Origin of the sequence: Streptomyces sp. NRRL F-5727, from assembly GCF_000719555.1 — a bacterium.
Classification (GTDB): Bacteria; Actinomycetota; Actinomycetes; order Streptomycetales; family Streptomycetaceae; genus Streptomyces.
Genome location: NZ_JOGX01000050.1, coordinates 24,482 through 46,262, shown reverse-complemented (window position 1 = coordinate 46,262; position 21,781 = coordinate 24,482). Strand labels below are relative to the sequence as shown.

At 75.5% G+C, this 21,781-nt stretch carries 16 protein-coding genes; 9 read left to right on the top strand and 7 right to left on the bottom strand.

All coding sequences use genetic code 11. The features are described from left to right. The coding region (locus IF73_RS0127695) for a fibronectin type III domain-containing protein (RefSeq protein WP_031012836.1) at positions 1 to 638 on the top strand (638 nt) is incomplete at its 5' end. Positions 639 to 694: 56 nt separating this feature from the next. Continuing rightward, on the top strand, positions 695 to 2,494 hold the full coding sequence (locus tag IF73_RS0127690; protein WP_031012834.1) for a hypothetical protein: 1,800 nt from the start codon (positions 695 to 697) through the stop codon (positions 2,492 to 2,494). A 40-nt stretch (positions 2,495 to 2,534) separates the two neighbouring features. On the opposite strand, the gene IF73_RS0127685 is transcribed toward IF73_RS0127690, so the two are convergent. The 3 genes from IF73_RS0127685 to IF73_RS0127675 form a co-directional block, all read right to left on the bottom strand. Beyond that, positions 2,535 to 3,680, bottom strand: a complete 1,146-nt coding sequence (locus IF73_RS0127685; RefSeq protein WP_031012833.1) for a GDSL-type esterase/lipase family protein — start codon at positions 3,678 to 3,680, stop codon at positions 2,535 to 2,537. Between the two features lie 202 nt (positions 3,681 to 3,882). Next, entirely contained in the window at positions 3,883 to 5,505 is a 1,623-nt protein-coding gene (aceB, locus tag IF73_RS0127680) for a malate synthase A (protein WP_031012832.1), read from the bottom strand. A 255-nt stretch (positions 5,506 to 5,760) separates the two neighbouring features. Then, positions 5,761 to 6,399, bottom strand: a complete 639-nt coding sequence (locus IF73_RS0127675; protein WP_051717378.1) for a nucleotidyltransferase family protein — start codon at positions 6,397 to 6,399, stop codon at positions 5,761 to 5,763. A gap of 157 nt (positions 6,400 to 6,556) precedes the next feature. On the opposite strand from IF73_RS0127675, the gene IF73_RS0127670 reads away from it, so the two are divergent. Next, entirely contained in the window at positions 6,557 to 6,886 is a 330-nt protein-coding gene (locus IF73_RS0127670; protein ID WP_199806726.1) for a DUF5955 family protein, read from the top strand. Positions 6,887 to 6,926: 40 nt separating this feature from the next. Here the strand turns inward: IF73_RS0127670 and IF73_RS0127665 are convergent, their stop codons facing one another. Beyond that, positions 6,927 to 7,952, bottom strand: coding sequence for a hypothetical protein (locus tag IF73_RS0127665; RefSeq protein ID WP_051717374.1), 1,026 nt, complete (start codon positions 7,950 to 7,952; stop codon positions 6,927 to 6,929). A 101-nt stretch (positions 7,953 to 8,053) separates the two neighbouring features. Between IF73_RS0127665 and IF73_RS38050 the strand changes: the two genes are divergently transcribed. Beyond that, positions 8,054 to 12,655, top strand: a complete 4,602-nt coding sequence (locus IF73_RS38050) for an AAA family ATPase (RefSeq protein ID WP_037880665.1) — start codon at positions 8,054 to 8,056, stop codon at positions 12,653 to 12,655. After that, entirely contained in the window at positions 12,645 to 14,066 is a 1,422-nt protein-coding gene (locus tag IF73_RS38865; RefSeq protein WP_078868288.1) for a lipase family alpha/beta hydrolase, read from the top strand. Before IF73_RS38050 ends, IF73_RS38865 begins: the two co-directional genes overlap by 11 nt. A gap of 14 nt (positions 14,067 to 14,080) precedes the next feature. On the opposite strand, the gene IF73_RS0127650 is transcribed toward IF73_RS38865, so the two are convergent. After that, positions 14,081 to 14,707 (bottom strand): response regulator, encoded by a 627-nt coding sequence (locus IF73_RS0127650; protein WP_031012827.1) that lies wholly within the window; start codon positions 14,705 to 14,707, stop codon positions 14,081 to 14,083. Continuing rightward, positions 14,704 to 15,864, bottom strand: a complete 1,161-nt coding sequence (locus IF73_RS0127645) for a sensor histidine kinase (protein WP_031012824.1) — start codon at positions 15,862 to 15,864, stop codon at positions 14,704 to 14,706. Before IF73_RS0127645 ends, IF73_RS0127650 begins: the two co-directional genes overlap by 4 nt. Before the next feature lie 112 nt (positions 15,865 to 15,976). On the opposite strand from IF73_RS0127645, the gene IF73_RS0127640 reads away from it, so the two are divergent. Together IF73_RS0127640 and IF73_RS0127635 are read left to right on the top strand one after the other, a co-directional pair. Then, positions 15,977 to 17,053, top strand: a complete 1,077-nt coding sequence (locus IF73_RS0127640; RefSeq protein WP_031012823.1) for an ABC transporter permease — start codon at positions 15,977 to 15,979, stop codon at positions 17,051 to 17,053. Beyond that, the gene (locus IF73_RS0127635; RefSeq protein WP_031012822.1) at positions 17,050 to 17,730 is read left to right on the top strand and encodes an ABC transporter ATP-binding protein; all 681 of its coding nucleotides are present in this window, start codon (positions 17,050 to 17,052) and stop codon (positions 17,728 to 17,730) included. The genes IF73_RS0127640 and IF73_RS0127635 overlap by 4 nt, the downstream gene beginning before the upstream one ends. 176 nt (positions 17,731 to 17,906) lie before the next feature. On the opposite strand, the gene IF73_RS0127630 is transcribed toward IF73_RS0127635, so the two are convergent. Then, a complete protein-coding gene (locus IF73_RS0127630; RefSeq protein WP_031012821.1) occupies positions 17,907 to 18,713 on the bottom strand; it encodes an IclR family transcriptional regulator in 807 nt (268 codons plus the stop codon). 327 nt (positions 18,714 to 19,040) lie between these two features. On the opposite strand from IF73_RS0127630, the gene allB reads away from it, so the two are divergent. Beyond that, complete coding sequence (allB, locus tag IF73_RS0127625) at positions 19,041 to 20,378, top strand: allantoinase AllB (protein WP_031012819.1); 1,338 nt, start codon at positions 19,041 to 19,043, stop codon at positions 20,376 to 20,378. 3 nt (positions 20,379 to 20,381) lie between these two features. Continuing rightward, the gene (gene alc / locus IF73_RS0127620) at positions 20,382 to 21,500 is read left to right on the top strand and encodes an allantoicase (protein ID WP_031012817.1); all 1,119 of its coding nucleotides are present in this window, start codon (positions 20,382 to 20,384) and stop codon (positions 21,498 to 21,500) included. The last annotated feature ends 281 nt before the right edge of the window (positions 21,501 to 21,781 follow it).

Here is a 21,781-nt window from a genome sequence, read left to right as displayed (position 1 = left end):
ACCCCTCGCCCGCCCCCCCCGCCGTCCCCGCCACCACCCTCCGCGCCACCGCCGAGGACCGCGAACCCCCCACCGCCCCCGGCAGCCTCCGCGCCACCCCCGCGGGCCCCGACGCCGCCGTCCTCACCTGGACCCCCTCCCGCGACGACACCCGCGTCACCGCCTACGACGTCCACCAGGCCGGCGTCCGCATCCACACCGCCCCCGGCACCGTCACCACCGCCCGCGTCACCGGACTGCGCCCCGGCACCGCCTACTCCTTCACCCTCCGCGCCCGCGACGCCGCCGAGAACTCCTCCCCGGACACCGCCCCCGCCGACCTCACCACCCCTGCCGCCCCCGGCGCGCCGCCCAACACCTCCCCGCGCGCCCTCACCGCCGCCTCCGCCCGCGGCGAGATCACCCTCACCTGGACCCCGCCGGAGACCGGAGCCCCCGTCACCCACCACGAACTCCACATCGACGGGCGCTTCGCCACCACCGTCGTCTGGGGCACCACCCCGCCCCCCGGCCGTGCCACCTACACCTTCCCGGCCCAGGCCCGCCCCGGCACCACCCTCACCCTCACCCTCCGCGCCCGCCTCCCCGACGGCACCTGGGGCGACTTCTCCGCCCCCCGGACCGTCGTCGTCCGCTGAGCCCGCCGGGGGTGTCCCTCAGGCCGTTCCCGGCGCCCCCGAACTACCCTGGAACCGTGGCCGAGACCGTTCTCACCAATACCGGGCTGGACCAGTTCCTCGCGCTCCTCGACGGCAGGCCGGAGCACCGCGACCCGGCCTTCGCGCGGGCCGCCGAAGCCGTGCTCGGGCTGCTCGCCCTGCGCGGCGCCGACCGGGCCGCGGGGATGCCCGAACCCGACCCGCGGCTCGTGCGGCAACTGCTCGTGGAGGACCTGCCGGCCTTCGTCTACGCCCCGCCCGGCGACCTCCCGGCCTACCCGGCCGTCGTCGGCGCGCTCGCCGGCTGCTTCGACGGCGAACTGCGGCAGCGCGTCGCCGCCGTCGTCGCCGAGGCCGGGCCCGACTTCGAACGGGCCATGACCGACCCGGGGAACCTCACCTGGCACCGCTGGTACGCCTCGCTGCTGCGCACCGTCGGCGCCGACCTCGCCGACCCCGACGACGTACGGCGGCGGATCGGCGCCCTCGACGGGGCACCGCTGCCCGACGGCGTGCTCCGCGCCGATCTCATGGGGCGGACCGCGCTCGCCGAGACCGTGCTCGCCGAGGCCGTCGCCCGCGCCTACGTCCGGGACGCCGAGCAGCCGCCCGCCGCCGGCCCGCTCCTCACCGACCACGCCGTCGCCGCCGGCATCGGCCGCGTCACCGCCGCGCTCCTCGACCGCTGGACCGCCGCCGGCCTCGCCGACCAGCTCGCCGGCGCCTATGCCCGCTTCGCGCCCGGCCCCGACGACTTCCCCCACCTCGTCCTCGCCGACGCCCTCCTCGACGAGCACATGGACTACTACGGCGACACCTCCGTCGCCGTCCCGCCGCCCGCCGACGACGGCCCCGGCGGCGACGTCGAGCGGGACGCCGACGCGCTGCTCGCCGCCGTCGAGGAGCTCGCCGAGGAGGAGTACGAGCCGTACGGCGGCGAGGCACCGCACCTGCTCTACGCGCTCTACCAGCGGGGCTGCGCCGCCGACTCGGTCGCCCGCCGCGCCGCCGAGTACGAGGACTGGACCGTCGACCCGGCCCTGGAGGACGTGCCCGTCACCGTGCCCGAGGGCGTCACCGGCGGCTATGTCACCCCGCCCGTGCCCGAACTCGTCCGGCTGCTCGGCTCCGCCGGGATCACCGAGGACGACCGGGCCCGGCTGGAGGGCCCGGCCCGCGACCTCGCCGCCGTCGCCGACCGGCTCGCCGCCACCGGCCTCGTCCTCCGCTCCGGGGACGCCTTCGGCCTGACCCCGCGCGGCGCCGCCACCGTCCGCTACCTCCTCCGGGTGCGCCGGATCGCCGCGCCCACCGCCGCCGAGGCCGCCGCCTGGTCCGCGGAGGAGCTGGTGGCCGCCGCCGCGCAGTGGCCGCACCCGGCCGCCGCGCGCGTGCTCGCCGACTGGCTGCACGCGCGCGGGGAGACCGCCGACGCCTGGTCGGAGCTGCTGGCCGCGCTCGGCACCGTCCACGCCCACGCCTCCGAAGGGGCCGACGTCCGCGCCCTGTTCGGGCTCCTCGACACGGCCACCGCCCCGCCCGGCGCCCTCCGCGGGGCGCTGCGCGACCCGGTCGTCGGCGCCTGCGCCCTGGACGCGCTCCGGGTGCGCGGCGAGGACGCCGACCCGCTCCAGGTGCCGATGTCGGCCCGGGCCCTGCGCGTCCTCGACCGGCTGCCCGCGAAGAAGGGGCCGTTGGAGTCGCGGCGGGCCGCCTTCGACGCGGCGGCGGCCGACTGGCCGGGCGGCTCGGCCGCCCTGGTCAGGGCGATGGCCGAGGCCGACCGGCACGGCACCGAACGGGTCCTCGGCCCGCTCGGCATCGGCCTGCCGTGAGGCGCCTCCGGTGTCGGGCGGTGCTGACGCACCCCCGGCATCAGCCGGTCGTCAGGTACATCCCCGACGGTCCGGCGCCCGCCGTGTTCCGGCAGGCCCGGTGGCCGGACGGGGTGGCGTGGATCAGCGCGAGGCAGCGCCCGAGGGCCTGCTGACCGTACGCGTTGGGGTGCATGGACTCCTGGACGAGGCCCTGGGTGGACTGGCTGTCGATCCACCGCGCCCACTCGCTCGCCGCCCCCGACGGCGGCAGCGCCGCCGTCACCTGACGGCTCGCCTTCGCGCACACCTCGCGGCCCTGGAGCGCGTCCCGCAGGTCGAGGAACTGCGCGCCCTTCGCGACCGCCACCTGCCGCAGCCGGTTCGCGAGCTGGGGGACGAGGGAGTCCCGCGCCCAGTCGGAGTCCTTGTTCCAGAACGGGCAGCCGCCGGTGTTCGTCCGGGACCAGCCGCTCTCGGAGTAGCGGTTCTCGGCGGCGCGGGGGATCGGCGACGGGTACGACTGGAGCACGATCCGGTAGTCGGAGGCCGCGTAGCCCGCCCCGGTCATCACGGCCCGGATCTCGTCGACCGCCCTGCCGACGTCGGCCATCACGCCGTCGATCCTGGCGTCGACCTCGGCCTGCTGGTCGTCGTGGCAGTACGAGTACCAGACGATGTAGTCGGTCGCGCAGGTGGTGATGATGTCGGCGAAGCCGAGGTCGTTGCCGCCGATCGACAGGGCGATCAGCTCCACGTCGTGCGAGGCGGCGACGGCGGCCAGCTGGTCGGCCTGCGGCGCCTCCCCCTTGTACGCCCGGCCGCCCTGCGCGGCGCGGACGACGTTCTCGGTCGTGGCCCCGGAGCAGGCCAGGTTGATCAGGGTGCTCGCGACCGGTCCGGCGCTCCTGACCTCCGAGACGTCGGAGCGGTGGCAGCCGCCGGCGGTGGAGCCGTACACCCGGGACGGGGCGTATCCGCTGCCGGTCCAGGCGCGGTCGGTGCCGTCGCGGCCGCCGGAGTCGGTGAGGCTGTTGCCGAGCCAGCGGCCGGCCTCGCCGGAGATGTAGCTGTCGCCCATGGCGACGACGGCGGTGGGGCCGGTGCCGGGGGACGCCTGCGCGGCGGGGGCGGCGGCGGTGGCCAGTCCGGCGGCGGTACACAGGGCCAGGAGTGCGCGCAGTGCGCGGTGGGGGGTCGAGGGCATGGCTGTGTGCTCCTGCGGGGACGCAGTGACGTGGGGGACAGCCGCCGGCCGGTGGCATGGCGGAATCTCGCACGCGCCGGCTTATTACCGCTAGGTAGCTGCATATCTCGGTTGCGTCACGTCCCCTGTGACGCGACAGGGCCCGGGCCCCGGATCTGTGCGTTTCCCGGGGGCCGGGCCCTGTGCGGAGGCGCGCCGGAGATCAGCCGACGAGCTGCTCGTACGCGGGGAGGGTGAGGAAGTCCGCGTAGTCCGCGTCGAGGGAGACGTGCAGGAGGAGGTCGTGGGCCTGCTGCCACCGGCCGGCGGCGAACGCCTCCTCGCCGATCTCGGCGCGGATGGCGGCCAGCTCCTCGGCGGCGACCGCGCGGGCCAGCTCCGGGGTGGCGGTCTCGCCGTTCTCGAAGACGACGCCGGCGTTGATCCACTGCCAGATCTGGGAGCGGGAGATCTCGGCGGTGGCCGCGTCCTCCATCAGGTTGAAGATGGCGACGGCGCCGAGGCCGCGCAGCCACGCCTCGATGTAGCGGATGCCGACCTGGACGGCGTTGCGCAGGCCGTCGTAGGTGGGCTTGGCGTCGAGCGAGTCGATGGCGATGAGGTCGCCGGGGGCCACGGAGACGTCCTCGCGGAGCCGGTCCTTCTGGTTCGGCCGGTCGCCGAGGACGGCGTCGAAGGAGGCCATGGCGATCGGGACCAGGTCGGGGTGGGCGACCCAGGAGCCGTCGAAGCCGTCGCCGGCCTCGCGGTCCTTGTCGGCCTTGACCTTCTCGAAGGCGACCTTGTTGACCTCGGCGTCCTTGCGGGACGGGATGAAGGCCGCCATGCCGCCGATCGCGTGCGCGCCGCGCTTGTGGCAGGTGCGGACGAGGAGTTCGGTGTACGCGCGCATGAACGGGGCGGTCATCGTGACCGCGTTGCGGTCCGGGAGGACGAACTTCGCCCCGCCGTCACGGAAGTTCTTGACGATGGAGAAGAGGTAGTCCCAGCGGCCCGCGTTGAGGCCGGCGGCGTGGTCGCGGAGCTCGTAGAGGATCTCCTCCATCTCGTACGCGGCCGTGATGGTCTCGATGAGGACCGTGGCGCGGACGGTGCCCTGCGGGATGCCGACGTAGTCCTGGGCGAAGACGAAGATGTCGTTCCAGAGGCGGGCCTCCAGGTGCGACTCGGTCTTCGGGAGGTAGAAGTACGGGCCCTTGCCGAGGTCGAGCAGGCGCTGCGCGTTGTGGAAGAAGTACAGGCCGAAGTCGACGAGCGCGCCGGGCACGGCCCGTCCCTCGAAGGTGAGGTGACGCTCGTCCAGGTGCCAGCCGCGCGGCCGCATGACGACGGTGGCGAGCTCCTCGGCCGGCTTGAGGGCGTACGACTTGCCGGTGCGGGCGTCGGTGAAGTCGATGTTCCGGGTGTAGGCGTCGATCAGGTTGACCTGACCGAGGACCACGTTCTCCCAGGTGGGCGCCGAGGCGTCCTCGAAGTCCGCGAGCCACACCTTCGCGCCGGAGTTGAGCGCGTTGATCGTCATCTTGCGGTCGGTCGGGCCGGTGATCTCGACGCGGCGGTCGTCGAGGGCCGCCGGGGCCGGCGCCACCTTCCAGGAGTCGTCGGCGCGGATCGCGGCGGTCTCCGGGAGGAAGTCGAGGGTCGAGGTGCGGGCGATCTCGGCGCGTCGCTCGGCGCGGCGCGCGAGGAGCTCGTCCCGGCGCGGGGTGAACCGGCGGTGGAGCTCGGCGACGAAGGCGAGGGCCGCCTCCGTCAGCACCTCCTCCTGGCGCGGCAGGGGCTCGGCGTCGACGACGGCCAGGGGGGACGGCGCTGGTGCGGACATGACCTGTCACTTCCTTCAGCGGACTACGCGTGCGGTGCCTGGCGGCCGCCGGGCGTCACGGACGGCACGGAGTGCCGCGGGTGCCGAGATACGGCCGCGAGCGCCTTCACAGGGGATCAGGCGCTTCTATGCAGTGGATATTAGTTTCCTCATGGTGGAAGTTCAATCGTTTGTTGATGTCGAGATTCTTCGGGTCGACAGAACATGGCTCCGGGTGCCAGCCCCCTCACTCCAGGTGCCCGCACCCGGCCGGCCTCACCCCTCCAACCGGTGGAGATCCGCCTCCGTGTCGATGTCGAAGGGCTCCGCCACGTCCGAACAGTCCACCAGCGCGACCGCCTCCCGGTGCGCCGCCAGGTAGTCCCGCGCCCCCCGGTCGCCCTCCGCACCCGCCGCGATCCCCGCCCACCGGTCCGCGCCGAACAGCACCGGATGCCCCCGCTTCCCGTCGTACGCGGCCGCCGCCAGCGCGTCCCGCCCCCCGTACGCCGCCCGCACCCGGGCCACCGCCGCCGCCCCGATCCCCGGCTGGTCCACCAGCGACACCAGCGCCGCGTCCACCCCGCGCGGATCCGCCGCCAGCGAGGCCAGGCCGACCCGCAGCGACGAGCCCATCCCGTCCGCCCACCCCGGGTTCTCCACGAGCACGCACCCCGGCAGCTCGGCCCGCTCCCGCACCAGCTCCGCCGACGCGCCCAACACCACGTGCACCACCGCGCAGCCGCCCTCACGCAGCACCCGCACCGCGTGCTCGACCAGCGGACGGCCCCGGTACGGCAGCAGCGCCTTGGGCCGCCCGCCGAGCCTGCGCCCGCCGCCGGCGGCCAGCAGCAGACCGGCGACGAGCGGCGGGGAGGAAGGGGAGGAAGGAGAGGGGGAGGCAGTCTTCGTCATGAGCACTGCTTACCTCATGACCCGGAATGACACGGTCGCATGAATGGCGCGCCCGGCCTCTTCCCCGCCGGGCGGCCGAGGGGTTAACTGACCCCCACTCAGGGCGCCCGACCACCGCCCGGAGCCAGTCGGAGCGGACGTCTCGGAGTGGGGGGCCGTGGTGCGGAGCGTGGAGCAGAGGCCGGTGACCGGCGAGACAGTGGACCCGAGGGTGACCGGACTGCGGTCCGCCGTGGCCCGCCTCCGGCGCGAACTGGCCGGACACCGGGTGGAGCTCGCCGACCGGGAGATCGCCGAGGACGAACTGGCGGCGCTCGACGCGATGGCGGTCAGCGGCGCCCCCGAGGTGTGGCGGCTGCGCCGCAGCCTCCTCCTCGTCGCCGGCTCGCTCGGCTCCGTCAGCGCCCTCTCCGAAGCCCTCGCCGGCGTCCGCCACGCCGTCGAACTCTTCGGCCCCGCCCTGCCGCCCCGGCAGCCCGGCGCCTGACCCCCGGCGCCGAGCCGTCCGTCCCGGCGGCCCGGGCGGCCTATTCCGTACGCGCCGCCTCCGCGCGCCGGGCCTCCGCGCGGCGGATCGCCGGGGCGATGGCCGCCTCCACCGCCGCGCGGCCCGCGGCCGCCGAACCGGTCCGCTCCACCATCGTCCGCACCAGCGCGTGGTAGAAGAACGCGGGCGCCCCCGAGGCCCACCAGCCGATGTTCTCCGGGTCCAGCATGAAGTCGAGCAGACCGTCCGGCCGGGCCGGGACGAACGCGTAGCGGCTGTGCTCCCACTTGTCGTCGACGCCCCTGCTCCAGCGGTCCCGCAGCTCGGCCTCGCCCAGCTCGGGCAGGACCGCGCGGAAGCAGCCCGCCCACTGGTGCGACTGTGTGTCCATGCCGAACGACAGCAGTTCCAGCCGGTGTTCGTCGTCGCGGATGCCCAGCTCCTCGCGCAGCGCCCGCCGCGCCGCTCCGAACAGGTCGGGAACGCCGTCCTTGAGGTCGTGGACGCCCGACATCCCCTCGTTCGCCGAGGAGTTCCACCGGTTCGGGTTCATGCCCACCGTGGCGCTCCGGCGTGACACCAGGATCGTGTCGTCCGGCTCCGACACCACGATCACGTTCGCCCCGAAGCTGCTCGACAGGAAGCCGTTGACCGCGACCGGGTCCTTCCCGTCCAGGTAGTGCTCCCGCAGCGTCAGGCCCACCCCCTCGCCCTCCTCCAGCCGGCGGTCCAGCTGCTGCGAGGCCAGGAAGGTGAAGTAGTCGGCGGGGGAGAACCGCAGCTCCACGATCGGGTCCTCGTGCCGGTCGGTACGGGTGACCGCGATGGTCTCCAGGGCGAAGTTCGGGTGGTTCCAGCGCTGCGGCAGGCCGGCGACCGCCCGGGTCTCCTGCTCGTCCTCGATCTCCTGCCGCCACCGCAGCACGTCCGCGGGGACGTGCACGAAGGTGTCCGGCTCGTAGTAGACCTGGAGGTTCTCCTCCTTGATGGGGCGCGTCCCGTCGCCCTCGTAGACGTAGTACGGAGTCCTCAGCGGCCCGATCCGGAAAAGGTCGCGGTCAGCCACGGTTCCCTCGCTCCCCGTTGGTGTCCATGGGGAGTTGACCGTTGCACACCCCGAGGCGGTGAGGCAAGATCAGGGCACTCCGACGGGGGGAGGGGGCGGCGGTGGACCGAGCCACCACGGAGCACAACCTCGCCTACGCGGTGTGCGTACGCCGCTTCGGGCCGCCGGACGGCCCCGAGACCCTGCCCGAACTCCTGGGCGCCGACCAGGTGATCGAGCGCTTCTGGACGGTCGCCGCCGAACTGGGCTTCGCGCGCGGGGGACCGGTGATCACCGGCACCCGGCGGGAGATCGCGGAACAGCTGATGGGCGTCGCCCGGCGCTCCACCCCGGGCGGCCGGACCCTCCTCTACTGGCTGGGCCACGGCGAGGACCTCGGCTTCGGCGTCACCCTCCCCGCGGCCGACTGGGACGCGGACTGGGCCACCGAGACCTCCATGGACGCCGGAGCCCTCCACGCGCGGCTGACCCGCCTCCGCGGCGACGTCCTGTGCGTCATCGACGCCTGCCACTCCGGCGCCCTGGCCCGCCAGTTGGACGACCACCTGCGCACCATGGAGGAGGCGGAGGCCCGCCCCGTCCGCAGCATCGGGTACGTCGGCACCGCGGCGCGCGAGGAGCGCGCCCGCGTCGGCGTCTGGCTCCGCTGCCTGGAGGACCTGGTCCGCGACCGGCGGGCCACCACCCGGCACGGCGCCCTGTGGACGCCGTACACCGCCGCCCTGGGAGCGGGGGAACTCATGGAGGCGGTCCGGCACCGGGTGCCGGAACAGGAACGCCAGGAATCCCGCCTCTACGGCGGCGAAGGGCTCAACCGCTTCTTCCGCAACCCCTACCACGACCCCCGGGCCAGCGCGCAGTCCGCGGCGCTGCGCGGCGCCGCCGCCGAACTCCGGCAGAGCCGGTTCCCCAGTCTCCGGCAGGTGTCCGACAGCGAGTCGTTCGTCGGCCGGCACGGTCCGCTCCGGCGGGCCGCGGACTGGCTGGCGGCCCCCCAGGGGCACCCGGTGCTGCTCGTCACCGGGAAACCCGGCTGCGGCAAGTCCGCCTTCCTGGCCCAGCTGGTGCGGTTCGCCCTGGAGACCGACGGCGGCCCCATCCACCGGGCCGCCGGGATCCCGCCGCAGCACCGTGCCACGGTCGCCGCCGTCGCGCTCTGCCGCGACGCCGCCGCCCTGGACGTCGCCCGCCGGCTCGCCGAGGACATGGAGCTGGCCCCGCCCGACGGCGTGTGGCGCAGCCCCGCACAGGTGCTGGCCGCGATCGGCCGGGAGACCCGCGGCAGGGCGGCCACCGCCTTCGTGGTCGACGGACTGGACGAGGCGGCGGCCGGACAGGCCGAGGTGATAGCCGAGGAGGTGCTGGCCCCGCTCGCCCAGCTGCCCGGCGTTCAGCTGGTCGTCGGCAGCCGCACGCTCACCAGGACCGCGCTGCTCCCGCTGGCGGCCCGCGCCCGGGTCGAGGACCTGGACCGGGACACCGAACGGGACGCCGACATCGCCGCGTACACCCGCCGGAGGCTGGCCGCACCGCCCTCCCCGTACGCCGCGTCCTTACCCGGCGGGGCCGCCTGGGAGGACGGCTCCGAGGGGCCCGGCGCACCGGCCGACGGCGCGCTGCGCGACCGGGTGGTGGCCGCCGTCGCCGCCCGCTGCCAGGGCTCCTTCCTCGCCGCTCTGCTCTACTCGGCCCTCCTCGCCCGCCTCGACCGGCCCTACGACGAGACCACCCCCGAGTTCCGCTCCGTCCTGGAGGCGGGCCTCGACGACGTGTTCGACCAGGAGCTCGCCGACCTCGACGCGGCCGCCGGAGCCGTGGGCCGGCGGTCCGGCGACCGGCCGGGCTGGGCCAGGGGGCTGCTGCTGCCGCTGGCCGCCGCGCAGGGCGCCGGGCTTCCGGAGGAGGACGGGATCTGGCTGTCCGCCGCCAACGCCCTCGCCGCCCGCGCCGGGACCGGCCACCGGTACCGCGACGACGACATCGAATGGATCCTGCACCACGCCGGTGCCCACATCGACATCGCCGGAGGCAGCGGGCAGAAGGTCAACCGGCTCTACCACAAGGCGTGGGTCGGGCACCTGACCGCCTCCGCCCCCGGCGGACCGGAGCAGCTGCACTCGGTGCTGACCGACGTCCTGCTCGCCGCACACGACGACGCGTACGCCGGCCGGGAGACCACCGGCCCGTACATCGCCCGCCACCTCGCCGACCACGCCGCCGCGGCCGGCCGGCTCCACGAACTCTTCGACCGGCCCGCGCTGCTGCTCCGCCTGGACCCCGAGCGGATGAGCATGCTGCTCGACCGGCCCGAGCGCCCGGCCACCCCGCAGACCGCCCTCTACCGCAGGATCGCGGACGCCCTCGGCCGGGCGGGCACCCCGGTGCGACGGGCCACCCTGCTCACGGCGACCGCCCTGCGGGACGACCCCGCGCTGCTCGGCTGGGCCCGGCGCGGCGCCGACCTGCCGTGGGAGGACCGCTGGACCACGGCCGAGGCGCTGGGGCACAGCCGGGAGTGGCGGGCCCCGCGCGGCGACGTCCTCGCCCTCGCGGGCACCGCCGTCCCGGAGACGGCCCTGCTCGGCGCCGGGGAGCAGCTGTGGCGCTGGCCGCTGGCGGGCGGCGGACCGGAGCTGCTGCGCGACAACATCGCCGCCGAGGCGGGGCGCGCCGCGAACCGGCTGCACAGCCTCAAGGTGCCCGCACGGTCCGACTCGCCCGTCGCGGCGGTGGCCGGCGACGCGGGGCGGCTGCTGGTGTGGCCGCGCGACGCGGGTGAGGTGCGGATCCTCGGCTGGGGCGCGGGGATCTCGGACGTGGCGGTCGGCGGCGACGAGGACACGGAGGTGGTGGTCGCGGCCGGCGGCTTCCACGTGGGCGTGTGGACGTGGACCGACGGCCGGCCCCGGCACCACCGCTTCCGGCGCTGGCACCTGGGGCGCGGGACGGAACCGGGGGTGGTGTCCGCGGTGGCGGTGGCGCGGCTGGGCGACACGCTGTGCGTGGTGGCCGGCGGCGACGGGGGCTGCGAGCTGTGGGACGTACGGACCGGGGGCCGGCTGCACGCCTTCGGCGCCGACAGCGGCACCTGCCAGGCCCTCGCCGTGGTCGACCACCGGCCGGGCGCGGGCATCGCGGAACCGGCGCCGGGCACACCGCAGCGCCCCCCGGGCACGACGGGCGCGCCGGGCGGGCAGCCGGGGACTCCGCGGCCGGTACCGGCCGCGCCGACCGCCGCTGGGCCGCCCGCCGGCACCTATGTGGCCGGCTTGTTCACCGGCCGCCCCGACATCCGGGTGTGGCGGCTCCCCGACGACGGCTCCGCCCCCGTCCCGCTGTCGGTGCCGGACGGTCAGCGCCGGGAGCCGTCGGGCACCGCGGTCGCCCTCGGGCACCAGGGCGACGATCTGATGCTGGCCGTCCTCGACGGGGACTCGGCGCGGATCTGGAACCTCTCCCGGGGCCGCGAACTCCCCCGGCGCCCCGGGCACCGCAGCCGCCCCACCTCGCTGGCCTTCCTCCCCGACGGCAGCGGCGCCGTGGCGGTCGCCGACGGCGTCCGCGTCCGCGTCTGGGACCCGCCCGCGGCCGGCTCCGCCCCGGTCCGCGGCGACGGCCTGCTGTCGCCGAGCGCCAAGCTGTTCGGGGCGCTCGCCCCCGACGCGGCCGGCAGCCCGCGGTCCGGGGCGGTGGCCCTCGCCTCCGGCAGCCGGCTGCGCGCCTGGGACCTGACGGGGCGGCGGCTGTACGAGACGGACGACCTGGGCGAGGCCGGGGCCGTCGCCCTGCACACCGACCGCGGCGGCCGCACCTGGCTGGCGGTCGGCGGACGGGACCGGCAGGGCCGCTCGCTGGCCCGGATCCGGCCGCTGCACGGACCGCGGGACGCGCCCTGGCGGGAGTTCGAGGCCCCGCGGCGCGGCGCCGTGCTCCCGGCGGTCGCCCTGGCCGAGGACGCCGGCGCCGGTCCGGGCGACCCCGGAGGGGAGCTGTGGCTGTTCTACGCCGACGGGCGCTGGATACACCGGCGCGGCGTCCGCACCGGCGAGGAGTCGCCCGGCCACTGGGTGGCCAACAGCCGCGTCGGCCACCTGGAGGTCGTCCAGGGCCCCGGCGGCGAGTCCCTGCTGGCCGCCACCGCGGGCGACTCCCTCTGGCTGTGGCCCGGCCTGGCCCCCGGCGGGCCCCGCGCCCGGCTCCGCCTCCCGAAGGGCTCCTCCGCCCGGGCGCTGGCCGCCACCCGCGACGGGACGGGACGGACCTGGCTGGCGGTGGCCGTCGACGAGCCGGTGCCCCACGCGGCCGGCACCGCCTCCCACCGGTCCGCCGTCAACGCCCAGCCGACCCGCAGCACCCTGCTCCTCGGCCGGCCCGACGACCCGGAGGGCCTGCGCGCCCTGGACGGGGCGCCCCCGCGCCTCAACTCCCTGGCCTTCTCCACCACCGGCGACGGCGCGTCCGTCCTGCTGGCCGCGTCCCTCCAGGCCGACCTCACCGAGATCACCGGCTGGACCGTCGCGCCGGGCGGCGCCGAGGCGCCGGCGCGCTGGGAGATCCCCTCGCGCGGCTACGACGTGCAGTCCGTCCTCAGCGCCCGCTCCCCTGCGGGCGGCCTGTACCTGGCGGCCGTCGGCCTCGACCGGATGGACCTGCTCCACCTCACCCCGACCGACCGGCTCACGGAGGCCGCGCATGAATCATGACCTGGTGGTCTTCGTCCCCGGCATCCTCGGCAGCCGGCTGCGGTCCGCCGACGGCACCGACGTGTGGGACCTGTCGCTGCGCGTCGCGGGCCGGGTCCTGCTGCGCGGCACCGAGGAGTTCTTCGCCCGCCTCACCCTGCCCCCGGGGCTCGGCACCGGCGAACCCGGGGACGCCGCCGAGGGACTGCTGGAGCCGGCCGGCCTCCTCCTCCAGCCGCGCAGCTGGCCCGGGCTGATGCCGCACGTCGCGTACCAGCCGCTGCGCAAGCACCTCGACCGGGCGGGCGCCGCCGGCCGCAACCGCGTGGTCACCTTCTCGTACGACTGGCGGCTGTCGAACGAGGTCTCGGCCCGCCGGCTCGCCGCCTTCGTCGCACGCGAACTGGACGACTGGCGGGACACCTGCCGCCGGGCCGGAGTCCCGGACGAACCCCGCGTGGTCCTGGTCGCCCACTCCATGGGCGGCCTGGTGGCCCTCTGCTACCTGGAGCTGTACGGCGGACGCGACACCGCTCGCTCGCTGGTCACCATCGGCACGCCGTACTCCGGGGCGGTCAAGGCCGTCCAGGCGCTCACCGGAGCCTTTCCCCGCCGCAAGCTCCTCGGCGTCCCGGCCCGGCTGCGGGAGCGGCTGGTCGCCGCGGCCCGCAGCATGCCCGCCGTCCACGAGCTGCTGCCCACCTACCAGTGCGTCACCGGCGACCCGGACGGCACCCGGCTCGACACGGTGCCCCTGCCCGACCTCGACACGGCCGCCGTCCGGCACGCGTTCGCCTTCCGGGCCCGCCTCGACGAGGCCCAGCGCAGGAACCGGGCGGCCGACGCGGCGGCCGGCCGGCCCGCCCCCTACACCTGGTTCGCGGCCGGCGGCCGGGGCACCCCCACCGCCGTCACCCTCAGCCGCGGCCCCGACGGCATCGCCTTCGCCGACCGGCTCCCCGGCGACCCCCGCTGGCAGGGCGACGGCACCGTCTCCTGCCTGTCCGCGACCCCGCCCGCCTGGGAGTCCGGCGCCCGCATGGACTGGTACGGCCTGGGGCACACCGAACTCGCCAACGACCCGGACCTGCACCTCCAGCTCCAGGACCGGTACGACGCCCTCGACCACCGCAGGTTCCAGGCCGGCGACCGGGGCTTCGGACTCGACCTGCCGGAGGCCGTCACCGCCGGCACGCCCTTCGAGATCGGCGCGGTCTCCGAGGAGCAGCGGCTGCTGCTCGACGCGCGGGTCCACGATCCGGTCTCGGGCGAGACCGCCGCGGACCTCCGGCTCCGCCCCGACGGGGAGGGCGGCTACCGGGCCACCGCCCAGCTGCCGCCCGGCGTCTGGACGGTGGAGGTCACCGCGCCCCGGCTGCGCGCCCTCGCACCGCGCCGCGAGACCCTGCTGGTCCTGGAGGACCCGGCGTAGGAGGGGCCGCGGGCTCAGCGCCGGATCAGCCGCCGCTCGCGGGCCGCCGCCACCGCCGCCGTGCGGGAGTCGACGCCCAGCTTGGCGAAGACGTGCACCAGGTGGGACTTCACCGTCGCCTGGCTGAGGAAGAGGACCTTGCTGATCTGCTGGTTCGACAGCCCCTCGCCGACCAGCTGGAGCACCTCCAGCTCCCGCTTGGTCAGCGCCTCCGCCGGCGTCCGCATCCGGTCCATCAGCCGGTGCGCCACCGCCGGGGCCAGCGCCGACTGGCCGGCCGCCGCCGTCCGCACGGCCGCCGCCAGCTCCTCCGGCGGCGCGTCCTTCAGCAGATAGCCCGACGCGCCCGCCTCCACCGCCGCCAGGATGTCCGCGTCCGTGTCGTACGTCGTCAGCACCAGCACCCGCGGCCCGCCCGGTACGGCGGTGATCGCCGCCGTCGCCTCCGAACCGTGCATCCCCGCGCCGAACTGGAGGTCCATCAGGACCACGTCCACACCCCCGGCCGCCGCCAGCTCCACCGCGCGCTCCGCCGTCGCCGCCTCGCCGACCACGGTGAGGCCGGGCTCCGTGTCCAGGACCGCGCGCAGCCCCGCCCGTACCACCGGGTGGTCGTCGGCGAGCAGGAGTCGGATGGTCATGCGGACGCTCCAGCGGGGAGGGGGAGGGAGACGGCGACGGCGGTGCCCTGGCCGGGCGCCGACTCGACGGTGAACGTGCCGCCGAGCGACTCCGCCCGCGAGCGCATCGCCGGCAGCCCGAAACCGCCGTCCGAGGACGGGCGCACGGAGGCGGGGTCGAAGCCCCGGCCGTCGTCGACCACGTCGAGCGTCACCGACGCGTCCATGAACGACAGGGTGATCTCCGCCCGCGAGGCCCCGGCGTGCCGCACCGTGTTCCCCAGCGCCGACTGCGCGATCCGCAGCAGCGCCACCTCGTACGGCGTCGGCAGCTCCACCGGCGTGCCGCTCACCGAGAACCGCGCCCGCGGCCCCGCGCCCGGCTCGCACAGCCGCTCCAGCGCCGCCGCCAGCGAACCGCGCTCCAGCTCGGGCGGCGTCAGCGCCCGCACGAACCGGCGCGCCTCCGCCAGGTTGTCCTGCGCGGCCTGCCGCGCCCGGTCGATGTGCCCGGCCGCCGGCGAACCCGCCGGCAGCGCCCGCTCGGCCGCCCGCAGCAGCAGCTGGATCGAGGAGAGCCCCTGCGCGAGCGTGTCGTGGATCTCCCGGGCCAGCCGCTCCCGCTCGGCCAGCGTCCCCGCGTGCCGCTCGGCCGCCGCCAGCTCGGCCCGGGTGGCGATCAGCTCCTCGATGAGCCGTCGCCGCCGCTCGCTCTCCCGGTACAGCGCCTGGTAGCCGAGGACGGTCGCCACGGCCACCGCGGCGCCGAGCAGCGGGCCGATGAAGACCCCCGGGTTCAGCGCGGCGCCGTGCCCGACGTACGAGAGGATCGCCGCGCCCGCCGTCAGCGCGACCGCCGGCAGCGACCAGCGGGTGGGCAGCAGGTGCAGCTGGAGGAAGTACAGCGGGAAGGCGAGCCACAGCGCCTCCGGCGTCGCCCACAGCAGCGCCAGCCAGGCGAGCGCGAGCACCGCGAGCCAGCCCGCGGCGGCCCGCTGCGAGCTCCGTACGGAGGGGAGCCAGGCCCCGGCCGCGTACACCGCGCCGGTCACGACCGCGAGGACGGTCCCGGCGGTGGAGCGGGCGCGGACCGCGGCCAGCACCAGCAGTCCCGCCATGAGGAGGTGGAGACAGAGGCGCAGGGCGCGGAGGGCGGGGGTGAGGGTGCGCGCATCCATGACCTCACCAGCGTAGACAGGGCGGGGAGGTGGCGGCTCAACCGAAAGTTTGAATACGGAGCCATCCGTGGCGCGATGCCCGGAGGGGCCCCGGGCCAGCAGGCTTGGCCCCATGTTCGTGGCATGGAGAGACCTGAGATTCGCCAAGGGGCGGTTCGCCCTCATGGGCACGGTGATCGTGCTGATCACCCTGCTCGTGGGGCTCCTTTCCGGGCTGACGGCCGGACTCGCGCGGGAGAACGTCTCCGCGGTCACCGGCCTGCCCGCCGACCGGATCGCCTTCGCGGCGCCGCCCGCCGGGCGGTCGGTCTCGTTCACCGACTCGACGGTGACGGAGCGGCAGTGGACCGCGTGGGCGGAGCGCCCCGGGGTGACCGGGGCGGCGCCGCTCGGCATCCGCACCCTCAACGCGGTCGCGGGTGAGCGGACCGCCGCCGTCTCCGCCTTCGGTACGCGGCCGGGCGACGGCCTCGCACCCGGAGCCGTCGCCCCGGGCAGGGCGGTCCTGTCCGCGTCGGCGGCCGAGGAACTGGACGCGCGCGCCGGGGACACGGTCCGGCTCGGCCCGCTGGAGGTCACCGTCGCCGCCGTCGCCGGTGACGCCTCGTACAGCCACACGCCCGTCGTGTGGACCTCGCTGGACGACTGGCAGCGGCTCGGCCACAGCGGCACGACGGCGGAGGAGCAGGCGACGGTGATCGCCCTGCGCGGCGACGGCGCCGACTGGGCCGCCGGCGACGCGGCCGCCGGCACCGAGGCGCGGACCGTCGACGACGCCCTCACCGCCATAGGGTCCTACCAGGCCGAGAACGGCTCCCTCCAGCTGATGCGCGGCTTCCTCTTCGTCATCTCCGCGCTCGTCATAGGGGCCTTCTTCACCGTCTGGACCATCCAGCGCAGCGGTGACGTCGCCGTCCTCAAGGCGCTCGGCGCCTCCACGTCCTATCTGCTGCGGGACGCGCTCGGGCAGGCGGTGCTGATGCTGGTGGCCGGGACGCTGCTGGGCACCGGCCTCGCGCTCGGCATCGGCGCGCTCGTCAGCGGCGGCGACGTGCCCTTCGTCCTCTCGCCGCTCACCGTCCTCGGGCCGGCCGCCGTCCTCATCGTGCTCGGCGCGATCGGCTCCGCCCTGTCCATCCGGCGGATCACCGCCGTCGATCCCCTCACCGCGCTCGGGAGCGTCCGATGAGCCTCGAACTCGATGCCGTGACCCTCACCTACCCGGACGGCGAGGGGCGGCTGACCGCCCTCGACGACGTCTCCCTCACCGTCCCGCCGGGCCGGCTCACCGCCGTCGTCGGCCCCTCCGGCTCCGGCAAGTCCAGCCTGCTCGCCGTCGCCGCGACCCTCGTCACCCCGGACCGGGGCCGGGTCGTCGTGGCCGGCACGGACACGGCGGGGCTCGACGCGGCGGGCCGGGCGGCGCTGCGGCGGACCTCCCTCGGGATCGTCTTCCAGCAGCCGAACCTGCTGCCCTCGCTGACGGCGGCCGAACAGCTCCAGGTGATGGCGCACCTGTCCGGGCGTCCGCCGAAGTCGGTACGGGACCGGGCCATGGACCTCCTCGACGCGGTCGGCCTCGCGGACCGGGCCGCCCGCCGGCCGCACCAGCTCTCCGGCGGACAGCGCCAGCGGGTCAACATCGCGCGGGCGCTGATGAACGAGCCGTCCGTCCTCCTCGTCGACGAGCCGACGAGCGCGCTGGACCACGAGCGGGGCGCGGCGATCGTCGACCTCCTCGCGACGCTGACGCGGGAACGGGGGACGGCGACGCTGCTCGTGACCCACGATCACGGTCACCTGTCGGCGGCGGCCGAGACGATCACGCTCCAGGACGGCCACGTCACGATCGGGACGCCCGCCTGACACCCCCGCGGGGCGGCGCCTTCCGATGGTCCTCCGTGTGGGCAGGCGTTCCGCCCCAGCGGAACACCTGCCCACCACGGAGCGGCGCGACCGCCCGCAACGGGGTCCAGCCGGGCGCAGCCCACAACGGAGGGGCGGCACCCACCGGCCCGCGACGGCGCGGCGCGGCGTGGGGGTTACGGCTGGCCGTTGCCGGTGGTGTTGGCGAGGGCCGTGGAGAGTTCGCGGGCCACCTGCTGGAGGATCGGGACGATCTTCTCCGTCGCCGCCTCCGTGACCCGGCCCGCCGGGCCCGAGATGGAGATGGCCGCCGCCGTGGGGGAGTCGGGGACGGAGACCGCGAGGCAGCGGACCCCTATCTCCTGCTCGTTGTCGTCGACCGCGTACCCCGTCTCGCGGACCGCCGCCAGCGCCGCGAGGAAGCCGTCCGGCGTGGTGATGGTCTTCTCGGTGGCGGCCGGCATCCCGGTCCGGGAGAGCAGGGCGCGCACCTCGTCGTCCGGGGTGTGCGCGAGCAGCGCCTTGCCGACGCCGGTGGAGTGCGGCAGCACCCGGCGGCCGACCTCGGTGAACATGCGCATGGAGTGCTTGGACGGCACCTGGGCGACGTACACGATCTCGTCGCCGTCGAGGAGCGCCATGTTCGCCGTCTCGCCGGTCTCCTCGACGAGCCGCGCCAGGTAGGGGCGGGCCCAGGTGCCGAGGAGGCGGGAGGCGGACTCGCCGAGGCGGATGAGGCGGGGGCCGAGCGCGTACCGCCGGTTGGGCTGCTGGCGGACGTAGCCGCACGCGACGAGGGTGCGCATGAGACGGTGGATGGTGGGCAGCGGGAGTCCGCTGCTGGCGGAGAGCTCGCTCAGCCCGACCTCGCCCCCGGCGTCGGCCATCCGTTCCAGGAGATCGAAGGCGCGCTCGAGGGACTGGACGCCGCCGCTCGCGGCGGGCTTGGCGGCGTCGGTGGTGCTGGCGCTGGACGTCGGCACGTCAACGGTCCTTTCGGGGCAGGCGGGCAAGGCAGCAGCCTACCGGTCCGCCGCGCCGGGCACCGTGTGCGGGCCCCGGCGTCCGGGCCGGTCAGCGGGGTGTTTGTCCGTTGTCGGCGGCTGCTCCGCGAGATCTGGACGACCCCGCCTGTGCGGAGCTACCTTCTACTGTACGAAATTCACATTCCACTTTGTGGAAACGTCTAAGACGGTTCCGTGGGGTGCGGGCGGGTCGGGCGGACCCTTGACGGCGTCTCGCCCCCGGCCGCAGACTCCTTCAACAGTTCGTTGAAATTCTGCTTCGTGGAAGCGGAACGGGAAAGGGGCATGGTGGACGTCAACCTGGTACTGCGCTCGACACGGGTCATCACCCCGGAGGGCACGCGGCCGGCGGCCATCGCCGTCTCGGGCGGGACGATCGCGGCGGTGCTGCCGTACGAGGCCGAGGTGCCGGCCGGCGCGCGGCTGGAGGACGTCGGCGACGACGTCGTCCTGCCGGGTCTGGTCGACTCGCACGTCCATGTGAACGACCCCGGCCGCACCGAGTGGGAGGGCTTCTGGACCGCCACCCGCGCGGCCGCCGCCGGCGGCATCACGACGATCGTGGACATGCCGCTGAACTCGCTGCCGCCGACCACGACCGTGGAGAACCTGCGGGTCAAGCAGGACGTCGCCCGGACGAAGGCCCACGTCGACGTCGGCTTCTGGGGCGGGGCGCTGCCCGACAACGTCAAGGACCTGCGGCCGCTGCACGACGCCGGCGTCTACGGCTTCAAGTGCTTCCTGTCGCCGTCCGGCGTGGACGAGTTCCCCGAGCTCGACCAGGAGCAGCTGGCGCGGTCGCTGGCGGAGATCGCCGGCTTCGACGGGCTGATGATCGTGCACGCCGAGGACCCGCACCACCTCGCCGCCGCGCCGCAGAAGTCCTCGGAGCAGTACGCCGACTTCCTGGCCTCCCGGCCGCGTGACGCCGAGAACACGGCCATCTCGAACCTGATCGGCCAGGCCCGGCGCCTGGGCGCCCGCGTCCACGTCCTGCACCTGTCCTCCTCGGACGCGCTCCCGCTGATCGCCGCCGCCAAGGCCGAGGGGGTGAAGGTGACCGTGGAGTCCTGTCCGCACTTCCTCACCCTCACCGCCGAGGAGATCCCGGACGGGGCCACCGAGTTCAAGTGCTGCCCGCCGATCCGCGAGGCGGTCAACCAGGACGCGCTGTGGCAGGGCCTGGCGGACGGGGTGATCGACTGCATCGTCTCGGACCACTCGCCGTCGACGGCCGACCTGAAGACGCCCGACTTCTCCTCCGCCTGGGGCGGCATCTCCTCCCTCCAGCTCGGCCTGCCCGCGATCTGGACCGAGGCCCGCCGCCGCGGCCACTCGCTGGAGGACGTCGTCCGCTGGATGTCCGCCGGCCCGGCCCGCCTCGCCGGCCTCGACCGCAAGGGCGCCATCGAGGCCGGACGCGACGCCGACTTCGCCGTCGTCGACCCCGACGCCACCTTCACCGTCGACCCCGTCGAGCTCCAGCACCGCAACCGCATCACCGCCTACGCGGGCAAGACCCTCCACGGCGTGGTCACCTCCACCTGGCTGCGCGGCGCGAAGATCAACGACCGCGGCACCCTGGCCGAGCCCTCCGGCCGTCTCCTCGAAAGGAACAACTGACCCGTGAGCACCGGCATACCCTCCTTCACCGGCGACGCCAGCCCGTACGGCGGCGGCGACCCGTACGCCGACTACCGCACGGCCGAGTTCCCCTTCACCCAGTACGCGGACCTCGCCGACCGCCGCCTCGGCGCCGGCGTCATCGCCGCCAACGACGAGTTCTTCGCCGAGCGCGAGAACCTGCTGAAGCCCGAGGCCGCCGAGTTCGACCCCGAGCACTTCGGCCACAAGGGCAAGATCATGGACGGCTGGGAGACCCGCCGCCGGCGCGGCGTCTCCGCCGCCGAGCCGCACCCCACGGCCGAGGACCACGACTGGGCGCTCGTCCGGCTCGGCGCGCCCGGCGTGATCCGCGGCATCGTCGTCGACACCGCCCACTTCCGCGGCAACTACCCGCAGGCCGTCTCCGTCGAGGCCGCCTCCGTACCCGGCTCGCCCTCGCCCGAGGACCTGCTCGCCGACGACGTGAAGTGGACGACCCTCGTCCCGCGCACCGCCATCGGCGGTCACGCGGCGAACGGCTTCGCCGTCGACGTCGAGCAGCGCTTCACCCACCTCCGCGTCAACCAGCACCCGGACGGCGGCATCGCCCGCCTCCGCGTGTACGGCGAGGTCGCCCCCGACCCGGCGTGGCTGGCCGTCCTCGGCACCTTCGACCTCGCCGCCCTGGAGAACGGCGGCCAGGTCGAGGACGCCTCCGACCGCTTCTACTCGCCGGCCACCAACACCATCCAGCCGGGCCGCTCCCGCAAGATGGACGACGGCTGGGAGACCCGCCGCCGCCGCGACAAGGGCAACGACTGGATCCGCTACGCGCTCGCCGCCGAGTCCGAGATCCGCGCCGTCGAGATCGACACCGCCTACCTCAAGGGCAACAGCGCCGGCTGGGCCGCGCTCTCCGTCGCCGCCGAGGGCTCCGACGACTGGACCGAGATCCTGCCCCGGACCCGGCTCCAGCCCGACACCAACCACCGCTTCGTGCTCGACACGCCGGCGGTCGGCTCCCGGGTGCGGATCGACATCTACCCGGACGGCGGCATCTCCCGCCTCCGCCTCTTCGGCTCCCTCACCGAGACGGGCGCGTCCCGCCTCACCGCCCGCCACCAGGAACTCGGCGGCTGACGAGCCCGTACGACCCGGGGGCCCGGCCGGCCGACACCGACCGGCCCCTGACCGGGCGGGCACGACACCCCGCCCGGCCCGCGAGGGCGCACCGGCCCGACAGCACCGGTGCGCCCTCGCGGACTGTATTTTTTTGGGCTCGGTTCGCCTCCGGGGCGCTTCATGCCGGGCTCACGGGTCCGACCGTGCTCGCCTCCCTCGTTCCTCGGGAGGCTCCGCGCGCTCGGACCCGTTCCCCCGGCGCGCCCCTTCGGCTCACTCGCCGGCCCATCGGGCGAAGC